At 41.8% G+C, this 17322-nt stretch carries 18 protein-coding genes; 8 read left to right on the top strand and 10 right to left on the bottom strand.

What is annotated here, in order from left to right; genetic code table 11:
* Positions 1–318 precede the first annotated feature (318 nt).
* The gene (locus L3V77_RS01640; RefSeq protein WP_275135443.1) at positions 319–1221 is read left to right on the top strand and encodes a TIGR03899 family protein; all 903 of its coding nucleotides are present in this window, start codon (positions 319–321) and stop codon (positions 1219–1221) included.
* Between the two features lie 16 nt (positions 1222–1237).
* On the opposite strand, the gene cysC is transcribed toward L3V77_RS01640, so the two are convergent.
* The 6 genes from cysC to cobA form a co-directional block, all read right to left on the bottom strand.
* Positions 1238–1861 (bottom strand): adenylyl-sulfate kinase, encoded by a 624-nt coding sequence (cysC, locus tag L3V77_RS01635; protein WP_275135442.1) that lies wholly within the window; start codon positions 1859–1861, stop codon positions 1238–1240.
* Between the two features lie 19 nt (positions 1862–1880).
* Positions 1881–3605, bottom strand: a complete 1725-nt coding sequence (locus L3V77_RS01630) for an SLC13 family permease (protein WP_275135441.1) — start codon at positions 3603–3605, stop codon at positions 1881–1883.
* Between the two features lie 36 nt (positions 3606–3641).
* Positions 3642–3890: a hypothetical protein gene (locus L3V77_RS01625; protein WP_275135440.1), complete on the bottom strand. Its 249-nt coding sequence runs from the start codon at positions 3888–3890 to the stop codon at positions 3642–3644.
* Positions 3891–3925: 35 nt separating this feature from the next.
* Positions 3926–5341, bottom strand: a complete 1416-nt coding sequence (cysN, locus tag L3V77_RS01620; RefSeq protein WP_275135439.1) for a sulfate adenylyltransferase subunit CysN — start codon at positions 5339–5341, stop codon at positions 3926–3928.
* 10 nt (positions 5342–5351) lie between these two features.
* The gene (cysD, locus tag L3V77_RS01615; RefSeq protein ID WP_275135438.1) at positions 5352–6260 is read right to left on the bottom strand and encodes a sulfate adenylyltransferase subunit CysD; all 909 of its coding nucleotides are present in this window, start codon (positions 6258–6260) and stop codon (positions 5352–5354) included.
* Between the two features lie 87 nt (positions 6261–6347).
* Positions 6348–7211 (bottom strand): uroporphyrinogen-III C-methyltransferase, encoded by an 864-nt coding sequence (cobA, locus tag L3V77_RS01610; RefSeq protein ID WP_275135437.1) that lies wholly within the window; start codon positions 7209–7211, stop codon positions 6348–6350.
* Between the two features lie 314 nt (positions 7212–7525).
* Between cobA and L3V77_RS01605 the strand changes: the two genes are divergently transcribed.
* The 4 genes from L3V77_RS01605 (at position 7526) to L3V77_RS01590 (ending at position 11524) form a co-directional block, all read left to right on the top strand.
* A complete protein-coding gene (locus L3V77_RS01605; RefSeq protein WP_275135436.1) occupies positions 7526–9487 on the top strand; it encodes a bifunctional 2',3'-cyclic-nucleotide 2'-phosphodiesterase/3'-nucleotidase in 1962 nt (653 codons plus the stop codon).
* Between the two features lie 72 nt (positions 9488–9559).
* Positions 9560–10153 (top strand): Crp/Fnr family transcriptional regulator, encoded by a 594-nt coding sequence (locus tag L3V77_RS01600; RefSeq protein WP_275135435.1) that lies wholly within the window; start codon positions 9560–9562, stop codon positions 10151–10153.
* A gap of 46 nt (positions 10154–10199) precedes the next feature.
* The gene (locus tag L3V77_RS01595; RefSeq protein ID WP_275135434.1) at positions 10200–10652 is read left to right on the top strand and encodes a GNAT family N-acetyltransferase; all 453 of its coding nucleotides are present in this window, start codon (positions 10200–10202) and stop codon (positions 10650–10652) included.
* 11 nt (positions 10653–10663) lie between these two features.
* Complete coding sequence (locus tag L3V77_RS01590; RefSeq protein WP_275136669.1) at positions 10664–11524, top strand: DMT family transporter; 861 nt, start codon at positions 10664–10666, stop codon at positions 11522–11524.
* Between the two features lie 31 nt (positions 11525–11555).
* Here the strand turns inward: L3V77_RS01590 and L3V77_RS01585 are convergent, their stop codons facing one another.
* Positions 11556–12125, bottom strand: a complete 570-nt coding sequence (locus L3V77_RS01585) for a LysM-like peptidoglycan-binding domain-containing protein (protein ID WP_275135433.1) — start codon at positions 12123–12125, stop codon at positions 11556–11558.
* A 195-nt stretch (positions 12126–12320) separates the two neighbouring features.
* On the opposite strand from L3V77_RS01585, the gene L3V77_RS01580 reads away from it, so the two are divergent.
* The 3 genes from L3V77_RS01580 to L3V77_RS01570 all read left to right on the top strand — a co-directional run bounded on the left by L3V77_RS01580 (position 12321) and on the right by L3V77_RS01570 (position 15091).
* A complete protein-coding gene (locus tag L3V77_RS01580) occupies positions 12321–12941 on the top strand; it encodes an FKBP-type peptidyl-prolyl cis-trans isomerase (protein WP_275135432.1) in 621 nt (206 codons plus the stop codon).
* 202 nt (positions 12942–13143) lie between these two features.
* Complete coding sequence (locus L3V77_RS01575) at positions 13144–13641, top strand: DUF2780 domain-containing protein (RefSeq protein ID WP_275135431.1); 498 nt, start codon at positions 13144–13146, stop codon at positions 13639–13641.
* Between the two features lie 181 nt (positions 13642–13822).
* The gene (locus L3V77_RS01570; protein WP_275135430.1) at positions 13823–15091 is read left to right on the top strand and encodes an O-acetylhomoserine aminocarboxypropyltransferase/cysteine synthase; all 1269 of its coding nucleotides are present in this window, start codon (positions 13823–13825) and stop codon (positions 15089–15091) included.
* 156 nt (positions 15092–15247) lie between these two features.
* On the opposite strand, the gene rplQ is transcribed toward L3V77_RS01570, so the two are convergent.
* The 3 genes from rplQ to rpsD are packed head-to-tail and all read right to left on the bottom strand — an operon-like array spanning position 15248 to position 17297.
* Positions 15248–15634 carry a 50S ribosomal protein L17 gene (gene rplQ, locus L3V77_RS01565; protein WP_195706535.1) on the bottom strand — a complete coding sequence of 129 codons (387 nt, stop codon included), beginning with the start codon at positions 15632–15634 and terminating at the stop codon, positions 15248–15250.
* Between the two features lie 26 nt (positions 15635–15660).
* The gene (rpoA, locus tag L3V77_RS01560) at positions 15661–16653 is read right to left on the bottom strand and encodes a DNA-directed RNA polymerase subunit alpha (RefSeq protein ID WP_195706534.1); all 993 of its coding nucleotides are present in this window, start codon (positions 16651–16653) and stop codon (positions 15661–15663) included.
* A 23-nt stretch (positions 16654–16676) separates the two neighbouring features.
* Positions 16677–17297 (bottom strand): 30S ribosomal protein S4, encoded by a 621-nt coding sequence (gene rpsD, locus L3V77_RS01555; RefSeq protein ID WP_195706533.1) that lies wholly within the window; start codon positions 17295–17297, stop codon positions 16677–16679.
* Positions 17298–17322: the final 25 nt, after the last annotated feature.

Below are 17322 nucleotides of genomic sequence, written 5' to 3'. Positions count from 1 at the left end.
TCTTGAATCTCATAATAGTTAACAACTTTAACATTTGATTATCATATCAGATAAAAATTGAAACACGAGCTAAAGGCAAACATTTATCGAGATAACTGCTGTCCTCCTGATCCACAACAATTTTATATATAATGAATGGCGATATCACAGGCTTTTTTATTGCTAATTGTAATAGTCACAACACCATTCACTCTCGCTTTAGGTCTTATAACCTTCAAAAATTAGCATTAGTTGCCCAAGCATTGCGCCAAATCAGTGGCATATAACGCGATAACACGTTACATTTTTACTGACTAAAACGGAATAGGATTGTGGGGCATGGCAGAAAGAAGAGCACCCGTTACTATAGATAACAGTGAAACAAATCAGAATAGTGACCACTCAAAAAAGAAATCTGGCTACATTAAAGATAGTGCTAGTCGTGTGGCTAGCATAGCCGAAACCTATGGATTGGATGCATTATTACAGTCGAGTCCCACGCAAAAATCCATTTTAGAAAGAGCACTAAATAGAGACAAACAACGCAGAGAACAAAGGCAGAAAAACTTAGAAACTATCATCAAGTTCTCACATTCATTCTGCAATGACGAAACCGCTGGCGACCCAGACCAAGATTGGCTCAATCGATTTTTCGATCTGGCTCAGGATATTCACAATAGCTCCATGCAAAGGCTTTGGGCTCAGATCCTAAAGCTTGAAGTGACAAACCCTGGTTCTACATCAGTAAAAGCTCTGCAGGTGCTAAAAGACATGACACCAAAAGAGGCACAATATTTACAAAAAGCCGCCGCATTATCATGCAGCTTTGGTGGGGATAACTCAAAAAAACTGCTTATTGGATTTCGAACCCAAAGCGGTCTATTTAGCTTTACCAAAAGAGACGTAGAAGAAACCATTAACTTAGGTAGTTATCAACTCCCCTATTCCAGTATCTTACTTCTGATTGAGTTGGGTTTAGTTATTGGCACAGAATTAGAATCAGGCGAGATTGAATTTGACCCAGCACTATTGCTCGATTACCAAGGGAAAATCGTTTCACTCCAACCCATGGGGAAAGGTAGTCGTTTACTCTATTATCGCTTAAGCCCCGTTGGAAATGAGTTATGTAAACTTCTTGGCAATAAACCAAACATGACATATTTTGACCAACTTGTTGGTTTATTAAGTCAGAAGTTTACCGTTCAAACTGAAGCCAAAGGAACAATTGACCAATTGGTTTGATAATAAGATCAAGGCATCAAGAAGTTATGATGCCTTTTTGCCGCAATACGGCTAAACATATTTCAACCAAATCATTAACCTCTTTGTCTCCTGCTGGTAAGTTAATTTCTGGCTGTAACGGTAATTCGTAATTTGAATCTATCCCCGTAAAGTTCTTTATCTCTCCTGCTCTAGCTCTTTTATACAAACCCTTTGGATCTCTTTGCTCACACACCTCCATCGATGCATTGACAAATACCTCTAAGAATTCGCCTTCTGGAAGCAGTTCTCTTACCATTTGACGTTCTTCTCTATAGGGAGAAATAAAAGCAGAAAGAACGATTAGACCAGCATCAGCCATTAACTTACACAGCTCACCGACTCGGCGTATATTCTCTTTTCTGTCTTGCTCGGAGAAACCTAAGTCTTTGCATAAGCCATGGCGTACATTGTCGCCATCCAATAAATAGGTATGAAAACCCATATCTGCCAACACATTCTCTAGTGCACCTGCGACGGTAGACTTACCCGCACCGGATAACCCCGTAAACCAGAGCACAACTGGCTTTTGCTGTTTAAGCCTCGCTCTCGTCTCTTTATTCACAGCATGTTGGTGCCACACAATATTACTATCTTGGGTAGACGTATTTCTTTCTGCCATGAGAAAGCAACTCCTTACATTAAAATGGGAAAAAATAGGGGATCAACGTTAAAACTAAAATGGAATAAACAATTGAAATGGGAATACCAACTCGTATGTAATCACTGATGCGGTAATTTCCTACGCTATATACAAGTAGATTGGTTTGGTAACCGTAAGGAGAGACAAAACTTGCGCTCGCTCCAAATAATACGGCCATAATAAAAGGCATAGGATCCACACCATAAGCGACTGCCATGCTGTACCCTACCGGAAACGACAATGCTGCCGCGGCATTATTGGTAACGAGCTCGGTAAGCACGAGAGTTAAAAAATAGGTGGCGACTAACGCGCCAAAAACACCCCATCCATTAAGGGCTTCAATAAAAAATGCTCCCATTTGTGTCGATAGTCCGGACGAAAGCATCAATTGAGCAATGCTCAAAGCGGACCCCACGATGACAACAATATCTATCGGAAAACGACGGCGTAATTCAGTAAAACTGATAATACCGAGCGCTAACAGTCCAAAAAGATAGACAGCTAACCCTTTGATCATTGGTACAATATCAAGTAAAGCGAAACCAATAACAAAAGCAAAACCGACTAAAACTATATTTGATTTACTCAAATCAAGTTTGGCGCTTGAGTCGAGATCATTCATCAACAAAAACTCTCTATTATGACGGCTAACTTCATACTCAAATCGTTTGCCAGGTACAATGATGAGTGTATCCCCGGCCGCTAACTTTATCTTCCCTAAACCACCTTCTAATCTTTCATGACCTCTTCGTATTGCCACCACCACCGCATCAAAACGATCTCTAAACTGGCTTGAAATAAGCGTTTTATTGCAGATAAATGCAGAAGAGCTGACGACGACCTCAAGCAAGTTTTGTCCATTGAGATGGTGTTGTCCAAACAGTGTAATACCCTTAATTTCCTGCAATGTCGCAACACTTTCTATATCACCACAAAACATCAATCTATCTCGAGCTAGCAGTACAAAGTCAGGTGTCACGGAAGTGATGACCTCGCCATCTCGAATAACCTCCGCCAAAAAAAGTTTTCGCAATGCCCTCAGTCCATTTTCAGTAATCGTTTTCCCCACTAATGGAGAGCCAGCTTCAACTCTAGCCTCAAGAAAATAAGGTAGATCGTCTTGATTCTTATCCTCATTATCTGGAAGCAAATAACTCAGAGGGATGAGAATGAGCAACCCACCTGTGAGTACGGCCAAACCAATCATCGTTGGTGCAAAAAAACCAAGACTTGGTAAGCCCACATTTTCGACAAAACTGTTGATGATTAAATTGGTAGAGGTACCGATCAACGTCAACGTTCCCCCTAAAATGGCAGAATAGGAAAGAGGAATGAGCAACCTAGATGGTGGATGTTGTTGATTACGTTTTATTGCCCCTATTAAGGAAACAACAACCGCCGTATTATTGGTAAAAGATGAAAGTATTGCCGTAGACAAGCCCAGTTTCGCCACAACCGTTCCCAGTTTCCCTTCAGAAATGTGATAACTAACCCAACTAATTAGGCGCGTTTTCTCAAGTGCACAGGAAGCAAGGACAAGCAAAACTAGGGTAAGTAACGACGAATTAGTAAAGTTATTCGTGATACTTTCTAGTTCTATCTGACCAGCAATAAAGGCGATAAATGCAGCGCCTGCAAAGATAAAACTAGGTTTAAGTTTAGTCCAGAGTAAGCATGCGACAACACCGACTAATAACGTCAATATAAAGCTTTGTTCCCACATAACTTACCCTCAAAATAGCGAAATTAATCCTACGAACTAACGTAAAATTAACGCTAATACCCAATATGACAACTCGTCATTCCCGTTTGCACGGAATGCAGTTCGGTCAAGGTTATCTAAATCTGTCATCCCGACGAAAATTGACTTATTTTCACGAAAACCAACGTCATCCCCATGACAATGGGGATCTAATATCACCAAGATTCCCGTTTCCACGGGAATGACGAAGTATTTAGCACTAACCGAACAGCGTTCCACTTTCGTGGAGATGACGCCGTTTTTCATGAGAACGACCATCTTTAAAGAACCTTCATTGCATCTTAAATTTTCGCATCCCACGATGGGAAATATTTGAGAATTAACGCTTTCAGTTCATGTTCAAAGGCGTTGATATCCCCCACATTCGACGACTCATCTTTTTGGTCTAAACGCTCTCGCACAAGGCCAGCACCAACCGTCACATTAGTCAGTCTATCGATAATGATAAAGCCACCCGTATCCGGGCTATCTACGTACTTATCGATCGGAATTGTTTCTGTAAGTGACCACTCACACTGCGCTATACCATTAAGAGGGATAGCGTTGGTATCAAAACGAGACAGGTTATTCACATCATATTGGTGACGAATAACATCAACTTGGCCTAACGTTTTTTTACCCGCTATCTTAATATCGTATTGACGGCCTATATTGAGTGGCTCTTCTGTCATCCAAACAATATCGGCTAGTACATGATTAGACGATTCAATAGCCGCACCATCGGATACTAATAAGTCTCCACGACTAATATCTATCTCGTCTTCTAATGTCAGCGTAACCGCTTGACCTGCGTAGGCCGTATCTAAGTCACCGTCAAACGTTACAATCCGAGCGACTTTAGAAACCTTACCCGAAGGTAGTGCCTTTATCTCATCTCCAACGGAAACGGCTCCTGAAGACAATGAGCCGGCAAAACCTCTAAAATCAAGATTTGGTCGATTCACATACTGAACTGGGAAACGAAACTCTGCGCTACTAGCCTGTACGGAAAGATCCACATTTTCCAAAAGAGAAAGAAGTGGTTCCCCCTGATACCAAACCATCTCATCACTTCTATCTACGACGTTGTCACCTTCTAATGCCGATAGAGGTAATAATTGAATATTAACGTCGCTTTTTAGTTTTTCAGCAAAATCTAAATACTCTGCCTTTATCTCTTCAAATCGTTGCTCTGAATACTCCACCAGATCCATTTTATTTATCGCTACGATGAAATGCTTGATTCCAAGTAAGCTAGCAATAAATGAATGGCGGCGTGTTTGATCAAGTACGCCTTTCCGTGCATCCACTAATATAACTGCGACATCACACGTTGATGCACCAGTGGCCATATTTCGAGTGTATTGTTCGTGGCCAGGGGTATCCGCAATAATAAATTTGCGTTTCTGGGTAGAAAAATAACGGTAAGCGACATCAATGGTAATACCTTGCTCACGCTCTGCTTGAAGTCCATCAACAAGAAGGGCTAAGTCAGGTCTCTCACCTGTTGTGCCAACACGTTGGCTATCCGAATGAACGGCGGCAAGTTGATCTTCATATATTTGTTTTGAATCATGAAGCAAACGTCCAATCAAAGTACTTTTACCGTCATCTACAGAACCACAGGTTAAGAAACGAAGTAAGGACTTGTGTTGATGTTGATTTAAATATTCTTCAATACCCAGCTCGGATAGTTGAGCTTCTACTGCGCTGTTCATATATCTTTCCTTAGAAATAACCTTGACGTTTCTTGAATTCCATAGAGCCGGATTGGTCACGATCTATCGCTCTACCTTGTCTTTCGCTCGACGTTGCAACAAGCATTTCTTCAATAATCTCAGGTAGTGTTGTCGCTTCCGACTCAATCGCTCCAGTCAATGGGTAACAACCTAATGTTCTGAAACGTACATTCTTTTGCTCCACTTTCTCTCCCTCTTCGATAGGCATTCTTTCATCATCAACCATGATCAACATGCCATCACGTTCAACAACAGGCCGTTTTTCCGCCAAATAAAGTGGAACAATTTCAATGTTTTCTAAATAAATGTATTGCCAAATATCCAACTCAGTCCAATTGGAGAGTGGGAAGACTCGGATACTCTCGCCCTTATTAACCTGTCCGTTATAGGTATGCCAAAGCTCAGGACGTTGATTTTTCGGGTCCCACGTATGATTTTTGTCACGGAACGAATAAACGCGCTCTTTCGCACGCGATTTCTCTTCATCACGACGGGCACCACCAAAAGCGGCATCAAAACCATATTTGTTTAGAGCTTGTTTGAGCCCCTGTGTTTTCATAATATCGGTGTGCTTTGAAGAACCGTGTACAAATGGATTAATACCCATTTCAATACCGTCTTGGTTCTTATGTACTAAAAGCTCAAATCCATATTTTTTAGCGGTCTTGTCTCGAAACTCGATCATCTCCTTGAATTTCCAATCCGTATCTACATGGAGTAGTGGGAAGGGAATTTTTCCTGGATAAAACGCCTTGCGAGCAAGATGAAGCATGACAGAAGAATCTTTACCGATGGAATACATCATCACCGGATTTTGAAACTCTGCCGCAACTTCACGAATAATATGGATGCTCTCAGCTTCGAGCTGCTTTAAGTGAGTAAATCTTTGTTGATCCATGTTGACTCTTCCTTTGGCTCTTTGCTGAGCGTGGCTAATATTGTTATCTGTCTCTGACTCATTTTTAGTTAATGTTATAGACACTAACTAAGCATATTGTTCGATAGGTTGACGTTGAGGTTGCGCATTAGAAAACCAATCCAGTTTTTCTGACAAACGAACCACTTCACCTATCACAATTAATGAAGGTGATTCAGCTTGTACCGCTAACTCTGCCAGTTGATTAAGCGACCCTTTCAACACTCGTTGGGAGGCCTGCGTACCTCGCTCAATAATCGCAATTGGGGTATCACTCGCTCTGCCGTGAACAATTAATTGGTTTTGAATATGTTTTGATTTCATCAATCCCATATAAATGACTAACGTCTGCTGTCCTCTTGCAACAGTCGACCAGTCGAGTTGGTCACTATCCTCTTTCAAGTGTCCGGTAATAAAGAGCGCAGACTGTGCATAGTCTCTATGAGTGAGAGGGATACCTGCGTAAGCCGTTGCACCAGCTGCAGCTGTAATCCCCGGTATAACTTGGAATGGGATATTGGCATCAAAAAGCACTTCTAACTCTTCGCCACCTCGGCCAAACATAAACGGGTCGCCACCTTTAATTCTGGCAACGCGATAACCTTGCTGAGCAAAATCAACGAGTAATTTGTTCGTCTTTTCTTGCGGAACACTATGATGTCCCGCTTTTTTACCAACACACACAAGAATTGTTTCGTCAGGTATTAGCGCTATAATTTCATCAGAGACAAGGTAGTCATAAAGCACGACATCAGCTTGCTGTAAAAAACTCAGCGCTTTTATCGTTAATAACTCAGCGTCACCCGGCCCAGCACCAATAAGTGCAACTTCTCCCTGACTTAAGCGGCTTTTACCGAAAACAGGCGTTATACTATTACGCACCAGTTTAGGTTTATCGCTAGGGGATATTTTGTGTATGTCCGAACTCTTCATGCCGCTATCTCATTTGCAGTTGATGATTGTATTATGAACAGACTTCTATATTACTTGAAATTCTAAAAGTTCATTTTTTATTCTAAAAAGTACTAAGGGATTAATTCGAGGCTGTGTGAAAGGAGATAAAGTAGACAAATCAGAGATAATTAACATGTTAATGTCACATTTCGTGAAGGAGATATAACATTTCTTGCATAAAAATCTGATACCTTCACCACTTAAATATCAAACGATATGGTATGTCCCCCGAACATATTGCACTGTTGGGTTTCATTCGACCCACGTTAATTAACAAGGATTGGAGCAAATTAATGACCATTAAGCCACTATCTCTTGCTGTACTAACCAGCATGCTAGCAATGTCAGGCTCTGCAAATGCAGAAACAGTTAACCTACGTATTATAGAAACGACAGATATCCACGGTAACGCCTACTCATTCGATTACTACAAAGGTAAAGAGTCTAAAAAGATTGGCCTATCTCGCGCAGCGACATTAGTTAAAGAAGCTCGCAATGAAGTAACTAACAGCGTTCTTGTCGATAATGGCGACTTAATTCAAGGTAGTCCAATGGCTGACTACATGGCGTCTAAAGGTATTGTATCTGGCGAAATTCATCCTGTTTATAAAGCAATGAATCAACTTGGTTATCAAGTTGGTAACTTCGGTAACCATGAATTCAACTACGGTTTAGATTTCCTTAAAGAATCCGTAAATGATGCCAATTTCCCTTACGTCAACGCGAATATTTATGACAAGGCAACAGGTGAAAACTACTTTACGCCTTATATTATTAAACAATATTCGTTTAAAGATTCTGACGGTTTTCCTCGTTCAATTCGTATCGGTTATATCGGTTTTGCTCCACCTCAAATTCTGACTTGGGATAAAAAGAATTTAGAAGGTAAAGTTATCGCGAAAGACATCAAAGAAACGGCAGAAAAATTCGTTCCTATGATGAAGGCTGAGGGTGCTGACGTTATCGTTGCAATCCCTCACTCAGGCATTTCAAAAGACCCGTATAAAAAAGGCGCTGAAAACTCTGTCATCTACCTAAGTGAAGTAGAGGGAATAGATGCCATTGCATTTGGTCACTCTCACTCTGTCTTTCCTGGTAAAGGATATGATGGCATTCAAGGTGTTGACAACGAAAATGGTATAATCAACGGCGTAGCCGCTGTTATGCCCGGCCGTTGGGGTAGCCACGTTGGTGTGATGGACCTAGAGCTAGACTTCAATAAGAAGAAAGGTGTGTGGGATGTTACTAGCAGCAAATCAGAAGCGCGCGCTATTTATGATCGCAAAGCAAAAGCATCTTTAGCGGAAAACGATGAAGGTATTGTAAAAGCACTTGCTGCTGATCACGCCGCTACGTTAGAGTTTGTCAATCAACCGATTGGTAAAGCAAACGACGTGATGTATAGCTACCTAGCGCTTGTTCAAGATGACCCGACAGTCCAAATTGTTAACGCTGCACAAAAATCGTATGTGGAAAAATTCATCCAAGGTGACCCAAATCTAGACGGTATCCCAGTCCTGTCTGCTGCTGCGCCATTTAAAGCTGGCGGTCGTAAAAATGATCCATCAGGCTACACAGAAGTAGAATCAGGCCAGCTCACTTTCCGTAATGCTGCTGACCTTTATCTATATCCAAACACATTAGTTGCTCTAAAAGTTACAGGTAAAGAAGTAAAAGAGTGGTTAGAGTGTTCATCAGGTCAATTCAATCAAATTGACATCAACAATGCTGGACCGCAATCACTCGTAAACTGGGATAATTTCCGTACCTATAACTTTGATGTTATTGACGGAGTAAACTATCAAATCGACCTTACGCAACCAGCTAAATACGATGGCAGCTGTAAAGTTGTCAACCAAGATTCACAACGTATTGTAAATCTAACGTACCAAGGAAAGCCTGTTGATATGTCGCAAGACTTCATCATTGCGACGAACAACTATCGCGCCTACGGTGCTAAGTTTGCTGGTACAGGTTCAGATTTCATCGCATTTGATGCACCAGATGAAAACCGAAGCATCCTCGCCGCTTACATCAGTGAAGTAAGTAAAGAAAAAGGGGAAGTGACACCAAGCGCTGACAATAACTGGTCATTTGCTCCTATCATGGGTGCCCAGAAATTAGACATTCGCTTTGAGACTTCTCCTAGTGAAAAAGCGGCTAAATTTGTAGAAGATAAAGGTCAGTACCCGATGACAAAAGTGGGTATGGATGAAGTAGGCTTCGCTGTCTATAAAATAGATCTACAAAAGTAACCGATAAATCATCTATGATAAAAGCCGTACTCTTTAATAGAGTACGGCTTTTTTATGCGGGAGGTAAATAAGATGAATCAGGATTTGCTACACCAATTACAAGAACATGGTTTCACACATGAAGAGATTGCAGAGGTCTGTGAGCTCGTTTCTCCATTAGAGCTTCCAACTCGTCATATTTTGGTCAATCAAGGCGACAGACCCAGTCATGTCTATTTTTTATTAGATGGCCTTTGCCACTCTTGTTACTTAACGGAAGACGGTAAAAGTTTCAGCAAAGAATTCTACTGGGAACAAGACTGGATCATCGGATTTGAAAGCTTAATTAACGACCAACCTTCGCCATTTCTTCTAGAATCTCTCACCGCTGTCAGCCTTCTTTGTATCCCTATCGATGCATTACGAATATGGCGAGAAGAAGCAAACCCTTTATACATAAAACTACTGGAAACCCAGCTGATATACAAAGAGTCAAAAGAACGATTTATGTTGCTTTATTCTCCTGAAGAACGCTATGAAATTTTTTGCAGCCACTACCCTGATCTAGAATCAAGATTAACGGATTATCAGATAGCCGCTTACCTTGGAATTACTCATATCAGCTTAAGTAGAATAAAATCACGTCTAAAAGCGAAGGGGGTATTAACAATAGTTAATGATTGTTAATCACTTAGTTGCTATTTTCGTAAAAAATAAACCCAAAAGGTAATTTATGATTAACTGGCAACGCCTAAGTTTTGAAGAACTCACCACAATACAGCTGTATGAACTGCTTAAATTACGCGTTGATGTATTTGTAGTAGAACAAAACTGTCCTTACCCCGAACTAGATGACAAAGATACATCTCAAGGAGTTTATCAACTTATTGGCTATCAAGATGGAGGGATTGTTGCGTGCGCTCGATTGCTGGAACCCGGCATAAGCTTCGATAAGGTCTCAATAGGTCGAATTGCAACCAAACAATCAGCGAGAGGCAACGGACTTGGGCACCAGTTATTTCGCAAAGCATTGAACGAATGCCAAGAGTTATGGCCCAATCAAGCCATCGATATTCAAGCCCAAGAATACCTAAAAGATTTCTATCAAAGGTATGGTTTCAAAGGCTATACCAACTCTTATCTTGAAGACGGTATTCCCCATATAGATATGAGACTAGAGAAATAAATTTGTCCGCAATGAATACGATGCGACTCGCGTTATTAGCGCTAATATTTGGTAACCTGCTTGCCTCTTTATCTGACGTAGCCGTTAAGCTTTTAGATAATGAATCTTCAGTTTACCAGTATGTATTCCTACGCCAACTTATTGCAACACTCGTTGCCGCACCGTTTTACTTCAGAGGTAGAAAACAGAATGACCTTGCGGTTAATTGGAAGATAACAGCTATTAGGTCACATTTAATCATAGTTGGAGCGGGCTGCATGGTAGTAGCAATTACTCACTTACCTCTCGCAACGGCAAATGCTGTTTTTTATGCGGGGCCGCTGTTAATGTTACCTTTATCAATTTGGTTATTAAAAGAGACACTAAAAATAGAAAAAGTCATCGCCTCTATAATTGGTTTCACTGGCGTGTTAATTGTACTACGACCCTCTCAGTTTCACTGGGCTGCAATTTTCGCGTTAGGCACCGCGATGTCACTCGCTCTATTCCACGTTTTGGTCCGAAAATTACCATCTGAGCATTCGGTTATTCATACCCTTTTTTGGACAAGTGTTGTTTCTCTACCCATTTCTGGCTTGTTAGCTCTATTCGACTGGCAACCGCTAGAACTTACTCAATATTTTTGGATCTTAGCGAGCTCACTCTGTGTTTTAGCCTACAATGCACTTGCGGTCTTTGCCTATAAAAAAGCACAAGCCGATGAGATAGCTCTCGCCGAATACTCTGGACTCATTTTTGTCACTCTATTCGGTGTTTGGTGGTTTAACGAGATACCGGATCTACTTACTTTAATAGGTATTATTCTTATCGTAATGCCATTGATTCCATACCGAGCTCTAAACAGAGCATACAGAAATAAACGACCTCAATAACATGCCAGATAAATAACATCTGGAGGTCAATTTACTTACTTCTTCCATATCCGCCGTCTGATAAACGGAAAAACATAACAGACGTTCCCGACTTTTCGAGCTGTAAGATATCTAGATGCCCTTCCGTCGCGAGTTTAAACCGAACAAGTTGACCTTCTCTGATCTTACTCAAAGGTTTATCTAATCCTTCTATCGCAATCAAGGCGTTCAAGTCTGCCATTGATAAACTATTTGCACGAAACACTTTCGCTAATGTGTCACCAGATTGAACCGTATACTCCTGCCACTCATCTGTTGTTGTCAAAGCATGCTTAGTGCCGCCTTCTTCGCTTAATGACGTTGTATTGACCGTCACCTCTTTTCGAACGGGCTCCACGTTCGTCTTCTTAGTGATGTCAGTGCTTATTTCTGATTCTACCGGAGGTACTGGTATGAAAAGCAATACGATTACAAACGGAACAAGAACCATCAATGCCCACTGGTGCAACTTGGGTAATCTGGACCAAAATTCTTTTATAGAACTTACGTCTACCTTAGTGATTCTATCTTTGAAACCATCAAGAAGGCCTGTTTCTTGTTTCTTCCTATTTCGACGATTCATAGAGATCACTCCTTTTATTTACAGCACGTTATATAACTAACGAAAAAAATTAAAAAACCAAAAACTACTAACCAATTATAGTTTTTAAAGAGAATACAGGATAGCGATTAATTGAAAACAGTTACACAGTTTATTCAAGCGACTAATACTGGTATCCTGTGCGCTTTATTTACTCAAGAACAATAGAGAGACAACATGTCTGACATCAAACTGGATACAGTAGAACATAAAGCAAGCTACGGTATTGGTCTACAAATGGGCCAACAACTTGCAGGTAGTGGCCTTGAAGGTCTTAATGTTGACGCTATCGCTAAAGGTATCGCAACGTCGCTAACTGGAGATATGCCTGAAATTGAAATTGACGAAATCAACGCAGCACTTCAAGAGATTCACACTCGCGCTGAATCTGCTCGAGCTGAAGTATCTAAAGCAGCAGCTGCTGATGGCGAAGCTTTTCTAGCGGACAATGCTCTACGTCCTGAAGTGACAGTATTAGAATCTGGCCTGCAATATGAAGTGATCACTGAAGGTACTGGTGAAGTACCAACTTCAGATAAGCAAGTTCGTGTTCACTATCATGGTGAGTTAACTGACGGTACTGTTTTCGATAGTTCTGTTTCACGTGGCGAACCAGCTGAGTTTCCAGTAACTGGCGTAATCAAGGGTTGGGTTGAAGCACTTCAACTTATGCCTGTAGGGTCTAAGTGGAAACTATGTATCCCACAAGACCTAGCTTATGGCGAACGTGGCGCAGGCGCTGCCATTCCTCCTTATGCTGCACTTGTATTCGAAGTTGAGTTACTAGACATCCTTTAATCGTCTATACCTTGATTGAATAAGCGGTGATCTTCACCGCTTTTTTAATACCCACTTTCTGCCACTCGCCTTCAGCTTTTAAAACACGACCGAATTCTTATATATAAAACAAAGTGCTAACAACTTTTCACGAAACTCAGGTTATACTTTTCGTTATGTCATTGGTCTATACAATAGACCTTCTTATAAATGGAGATTTAACGTGAAAAAAATCACGCTATTAGCAGCACTTACCACCTTAATAGTTTCAATGCCGAGCCACGCTTTATTTGGTTTAGGTTCGGACTCAGATACAAAATTAGATACTGACGCAATCAAATCGATGGCAGGTTCGCTTTCCACTGAAGCATCGAAACAAGAAAGTTCTCCCCTACTCGATGCGCTTACCAGTCAACTTAATGTATCACCAGAGCAAGCTTCAGGAGGCGCAGGTGCACTTCTAGCCTTAGCATCAAGCTCGCTATCAGGTAGCGAATCAAGTGAATTAGGGAACCTTATTCCCGGCATGAGCAGCTTATCCAGCGCAGCTCCGGGTTTACTTAACATGGCCGGTGACATGGGTGCGGTAACAGACATTTTTACCAAGCTGGGCCTAGACCCATCAATGGTCAGTCAATTCGCCCCTGTCATTTTAGAATATTTGACCGGACAAGGTGCCTCAAGCGGATTGCTAAGCTCCCTTGGTTCTCTTTGGAAATAGACCGTTTCCTCTAGAAAAAAATAACGCCCTGTACAATTAAAACATCAAACTAAACTCACCACTCTGGTGAGTTTAGTTTGTTTACAATCCTTCAACAAAAAATTAACCACTTGTTTAGTGGCTTAGATTTATGCGATTCTGTATCTCTTATTTCAAGGACGTAGATAAAGAGAGAGCAAAAATGAGAGACGAAACCCTATCCATACATTTCGGTTACGAGACGGACCCTACAACCAAATCAGTCGCAACCCCCATCTATCAAACCGTTGCGTACGAATTTGACAATGCTCAACATGGTGCCGACCTATTTAATTTAGCCGTTCCAGGTAACATCTACACACGCATTATGAACCCAACCAATGATGTCCTCGAAAAACGAGTGTCCGCTTTAGAAGGTGGTATCGCCGGGCTTGCCGTGAGTTCTGGTAGCTCAGCTATTCATTATGCCATCTTAACCTTAGCCCAGTTAGGCGATAACATCGTTTCAACACCACAATTGTATGGTGGTACCTATACTCTTTTCGCACATATGCTACCGAATTTGGGAATAGAGGTTCGTTTTGCTAAAGATGATAAACCTGAAAGCCTAGCCGAACTAATTGACGACAAAACCAAGGCAGTGTATTGCGAGTCTATCGGAAATCCCGCAGGTAATATCATTGATCTCAAAAAGCTCTCTGACCTTGCACATGCACAGGGAGTACCTGTCATCGTCGACAATACAGTTGCGACACCTGCAATCTGTAAACCTATCGAGTTTGGCGCTGATATCGTTGTACATTCGTTAACCAAATACATAGGTGGACACGGAACGACCTTAGGCGGAATGATTGTTGATTCAGGTAAATTCCCTTGGGCAGAGCATAAAGAGCGCTTTCCTGTATTTAACCTTCCAGAACCCTCTTACCATGGCGTCGTTTACGCAGAAGCGTTCGGTCCTGCGGCATTCATCGGTCGTGCTCGCACCGTCCCTCTTCGCAATACTGGCTCCGCGCTTTCCCCTATGAATGCATTCATGCTACTTCAAGGCTTAGAAACGTTGGCATTACGTATGGAACGTCATTGCGAAAATACCCTCAAGGTAGCCAAGTATTTACAAAATCACGATAAAGTCAGTTGGGTAAGTTATGCAGGACTACCCGATTCTAAATTTTATCCTCTTGCCGAGAAATACATGAAGGGCAAGCCTTCGGGGATTCTATCCTTTGGCCTAAAAGATGGCTATGAAGCCGGTGTACGCTTCTATGACGCACTCCAGATATTCAAACGCCTAGTAAATATTGGTGACGCCAAATCTCTAGCATGCCATCCTGCCTCTACGACACATAGACAGTTAGATGAAGCAGAGCAAAAGCAAGCTGGTGTGAGTCCTGAAATGATTCGTTTATCAGTAGGTATTGAACATATTGATGACATTATTGAAGATTTAGAACAAGCGCTGAAGGCTTAATTTCTTAGGGAGTGAGTATTGAGTGGTAATAAGCTCGCCTCTAGGGCGGGCCTTTTCTTCTCAAAACAGAATCACGTACCCATTCGAATTTCAAGATTCAAAATTTAGAAAGCAAAAAGCCGAGCATTACGCTCGGCTTTTTAGTTCTATCAGAACTTATTCAGCAGATGCTTCTTCAGAAGCTTCTGGGCGATCTACAAGCTCAATGTATGCCATTGGAGCTTTATCACCGGTACGGAAACCACATTTTAAAATGCGAGTATATCCGCCCTGACGACTCGCGAAACGCGGGCCTAGTTCATTAAATAGTTTTGCTACAACTTCGTTATCACGAGTGCGAGCAAATGCCAGACGACGGTTAGCAACACTGTCGGTCTTGGCTAGTGTAATCAAAGGCTCAATTACGCGGCGTAGTTCTTTTGCTTTAGGCACGGTAGTTTTAATAACTTCGTGACTAACAAGAGAACAAGCCATATTGCTGAACATCGCTTTACGATGACTGCTGTTGCGGTTGAGTTGACGACCACTCTTACGATGGCGCATGACCTAATCCTTCTAACTAGTATCGATTAATCTTCAGCGATTGACGCAGGCGGCCAGTTCTCTAGGCGCATGCCAAGAGAAAGACCACGTGAAGCCAGTACGTCTTTAATCTCTGTAAGAGATTTTTTACCAAGGTTTGGCGTTTTAAGTAGCTCAACCTCAGTGCGCTGTACAAGATCACCGATGTAGTGAATCGCTTCTGCTTTCAAACAGTTAGCAGAGCGAACTGTTAGTTCAAGATCGTCTACAGGACGCAGTAGGATCGGATCGAATTCTGGCTTCTCTTCCTTCTCCTCAGGAACACGTACATCACGAAGATCTACGAATGCATCCAGTTGCTCAGCTAGGATTGTAGCTGCACGACGGATAGCTTCCTCAGGTTCCAGAGTACCATTCGTTTCCATATCGATGACAAGCTTGTCTAAATCAGTACGTTGTTCTACACGTGCTGCTTCTACAGCATAGGCGATTTTATCGACTGGGCTGTAAGTAGCGTCAACAAGTAGACGACCGATTGGACGCTCATCTTCTTCAGTATGGATACGAGCAGAAGACGGAACATAACCACGACCACGTTCTACTTTAATACGCATAGCGATTTCAGCTTTGTCATCCGTTAGGTGACAAATAACGTGCTCAGGGTTAGCGATCTCTACATCACCATCGTGGGTGATGTCACCTGCAACAACAGGGCCTGAGCCTGACTTATTCAGTGTTATAAACACTTCATCTTTGCCTTCGGCAACGCGCACAGCCAAACCTTTAAGGTTTAAAAGAATTTCAAGAACATCTTCTTGAACGCCTTCTTTAGTGCTGTATTCGTGCAAAACGCCTTCAATCTCTACTTCTGTTACGGCACAACCCGGCATAGAAGATAGTAAAATACGGCGAAGCGCATTACCTAGAGTATGACCAAAGCCACGCTCTAATGGCTCAAGAGTTACTTTCGCATGTGTCGAGTTGATCTGTTCGATGTCAACAAGACGTGGCTTAAGAAATTCTGTTACAGAACCCTGCATTGTGTCCTCTCTTTAGTTTAACCTTACTTAGAGTAAAGTTCGACGATCAAGTGTTCGTTGATGTCAGCTGACAGATCTGAACGTTCAGGCATACGCTTGAATGTTCCTTCCATTTTGCTGCCATCTACTTCAATCCAAGTTGGTTTTTCGCGTTGTTCAGCGACTTCAATAGCCGCTTTAATGCGAGATTGCAATTTAGCTTTCTCACGAATTGAAACAACATCGTTAACCGCAACTTTGAAAGAAGGAACGTTTACAACTTTACCGTTAACTAGAATAGCTTTATGGCTAACTAATTGACGTGCTTCTGCGCGAGTTGCGCCAAAGCCCATGCGGTAAACTACGTTATCAAGACGACCTTCAAGAAGCTGAAGCAGGGTTTCACCTGTATTGCCTTTAAGGCGTGCAGCATCTTTGTAGTAGTTACGGAATTGCTTTTCTAGAACGCCATACATACGACGAACTTTTTGCTTCTCACGAAGCTGAACGCCATATTCAGATAGACGGCCTTTACGAGCGCCATGCACACCTGGTGCGTTATCAATTTTACACTTGGTATCTATCGCACGGACACCAGACTTAAGGAATAAGTCTGTACCTTCGCGACGGCTAAGCTTTAGCTTAGGACCCAAATATCTTGCCATGATTCTTCTCCAATATTCCTAGAAA

It is taken from the genome of Vibrio sp. DW001, assembly GCF_029016285.1.
Taxonomy (GTDB): domain Bacteria; phylum Pseudomonadota; class Gammaproteobacteria; order Enterobacterales; family Vibrionaceae; genus Vibrio.
This window is presented reverse-complemented; position numbering and strand designations above follow the sequence as displayed.

Bases quoted from the DNA above. Each gene is read 5' to 3' on its own strand.
- L3V77_RS01640 (WP_275135443.1), top strand. From the start codon at position 319: ATGGCAGAAAGAAGAGCACCCGTTACTATAGATAACAGTGAAACAAAT.
- cysC (WP_275135442.1), bottom strand. From the start codon at position 1,861: ATGGCAGAAAGAAATACGTCTACCCAAGATAGTAATATTGTGTGGCAC.
- L3V77_RS01630 (WP_275135441.1), bottom strand. From the start codon at position 3,605: ATGTGGGAACAAAGCTTTATATTGACGTTATTAGTCGGTGTTGTCGCA.
- L3V77_RS01625 (WP_275135440.1), bottom strand. From the start codon at position 3,890: ATGAAAAACGGCGTCATCTCCACGAAAGTGGAACGCTGTTCGGTTAGT.
- cysN (WP_275135439.1), bottom strand. From the start codon at position 5,341: ATGAACAGCGCAGTAGAAGCTCAACTATCCGAGCTGGGTATTGAAGAA.
- cysD (WP_275135438.1), bottom strand. From the start codon at position 6,260: ATGGATCAACAAAGATTTACTCACTTAAAGCAGCTCGAAGCTGAGAGC.
- cobA (WP_275135437.1), bottom strand. From the start codon at position 7,211: ATGAAGAGTTCGGACATACACAAAATATCCCCTAGCGATAAACCTAAA.
- L3V77_RS01605 (WP_275135436.1), top strand. From the start codon at position 7,526: ATGACCATTAAGCCACTATCTCTTGCTGTACTAACCAGCATGCTAGCA.
- L3V77_RS01600 (WP_275135435.1), top strand. From the start codon at position 9,560: ATGAATCAGGATTTGCTACACCAATTACAAGAACATGGTTTCACACAT.
- L3V77_RS01595 (WP_275135434.1), top strand. From the start codon at position 10,200: ATGATTAACTGGCAACGCCTAAGTTTTGAAGAACTCACCACAATACAG.
- L3V77_RS01590 (WP_275136669.1), top strand. From the start codon at position 10,664: ATGAATACGATGCGACTCGCGTTATTAGCGCTAATATTTGGTAACCTG.
- L3V77_RS01585 (WP_275135433.1), bottom strand. From the start codon at position 12,125: ATGAATCGTCGAAATAGGAAGAAACAAGAAACAGGCCTTCTTGATGGT.
- L3V77_RS01580 (WP_275135432.1), top strand. From the start codon at position 12,321: ATGTCTGACATCAAACTGGATACAGTAGAACATAAAGCAAGCTACGGT.
- L3V77_RS01570 (WP_275135430.1), top strand. From the start codon at position 13,823: ATGAGAGACGAAACCCTATCCATACATTTCGGTTACGAGACGGACCCT.
- rplQ (WP_195706535.1), bottom strand. From the start codon at position 15,634: ATGCGCCATCGTAAGAGTGGTCGTCAACTCAACCGCAACAGCAGTCAT.
- rpoA (WP_195706534.1), bottom strand. From the start codon at position 16,653: ATGCAGGGTTCTGTAACAGAATTTCTTAAGCCACGTCTTGTTGACATC.
- rpsD (WP_195706533.1), bottom strand. From the start codon at position 17,297: ATGGCAAGATATTTGGGTCCTAAGCTAAAGCTTAGCCGTCGCGAAGGT.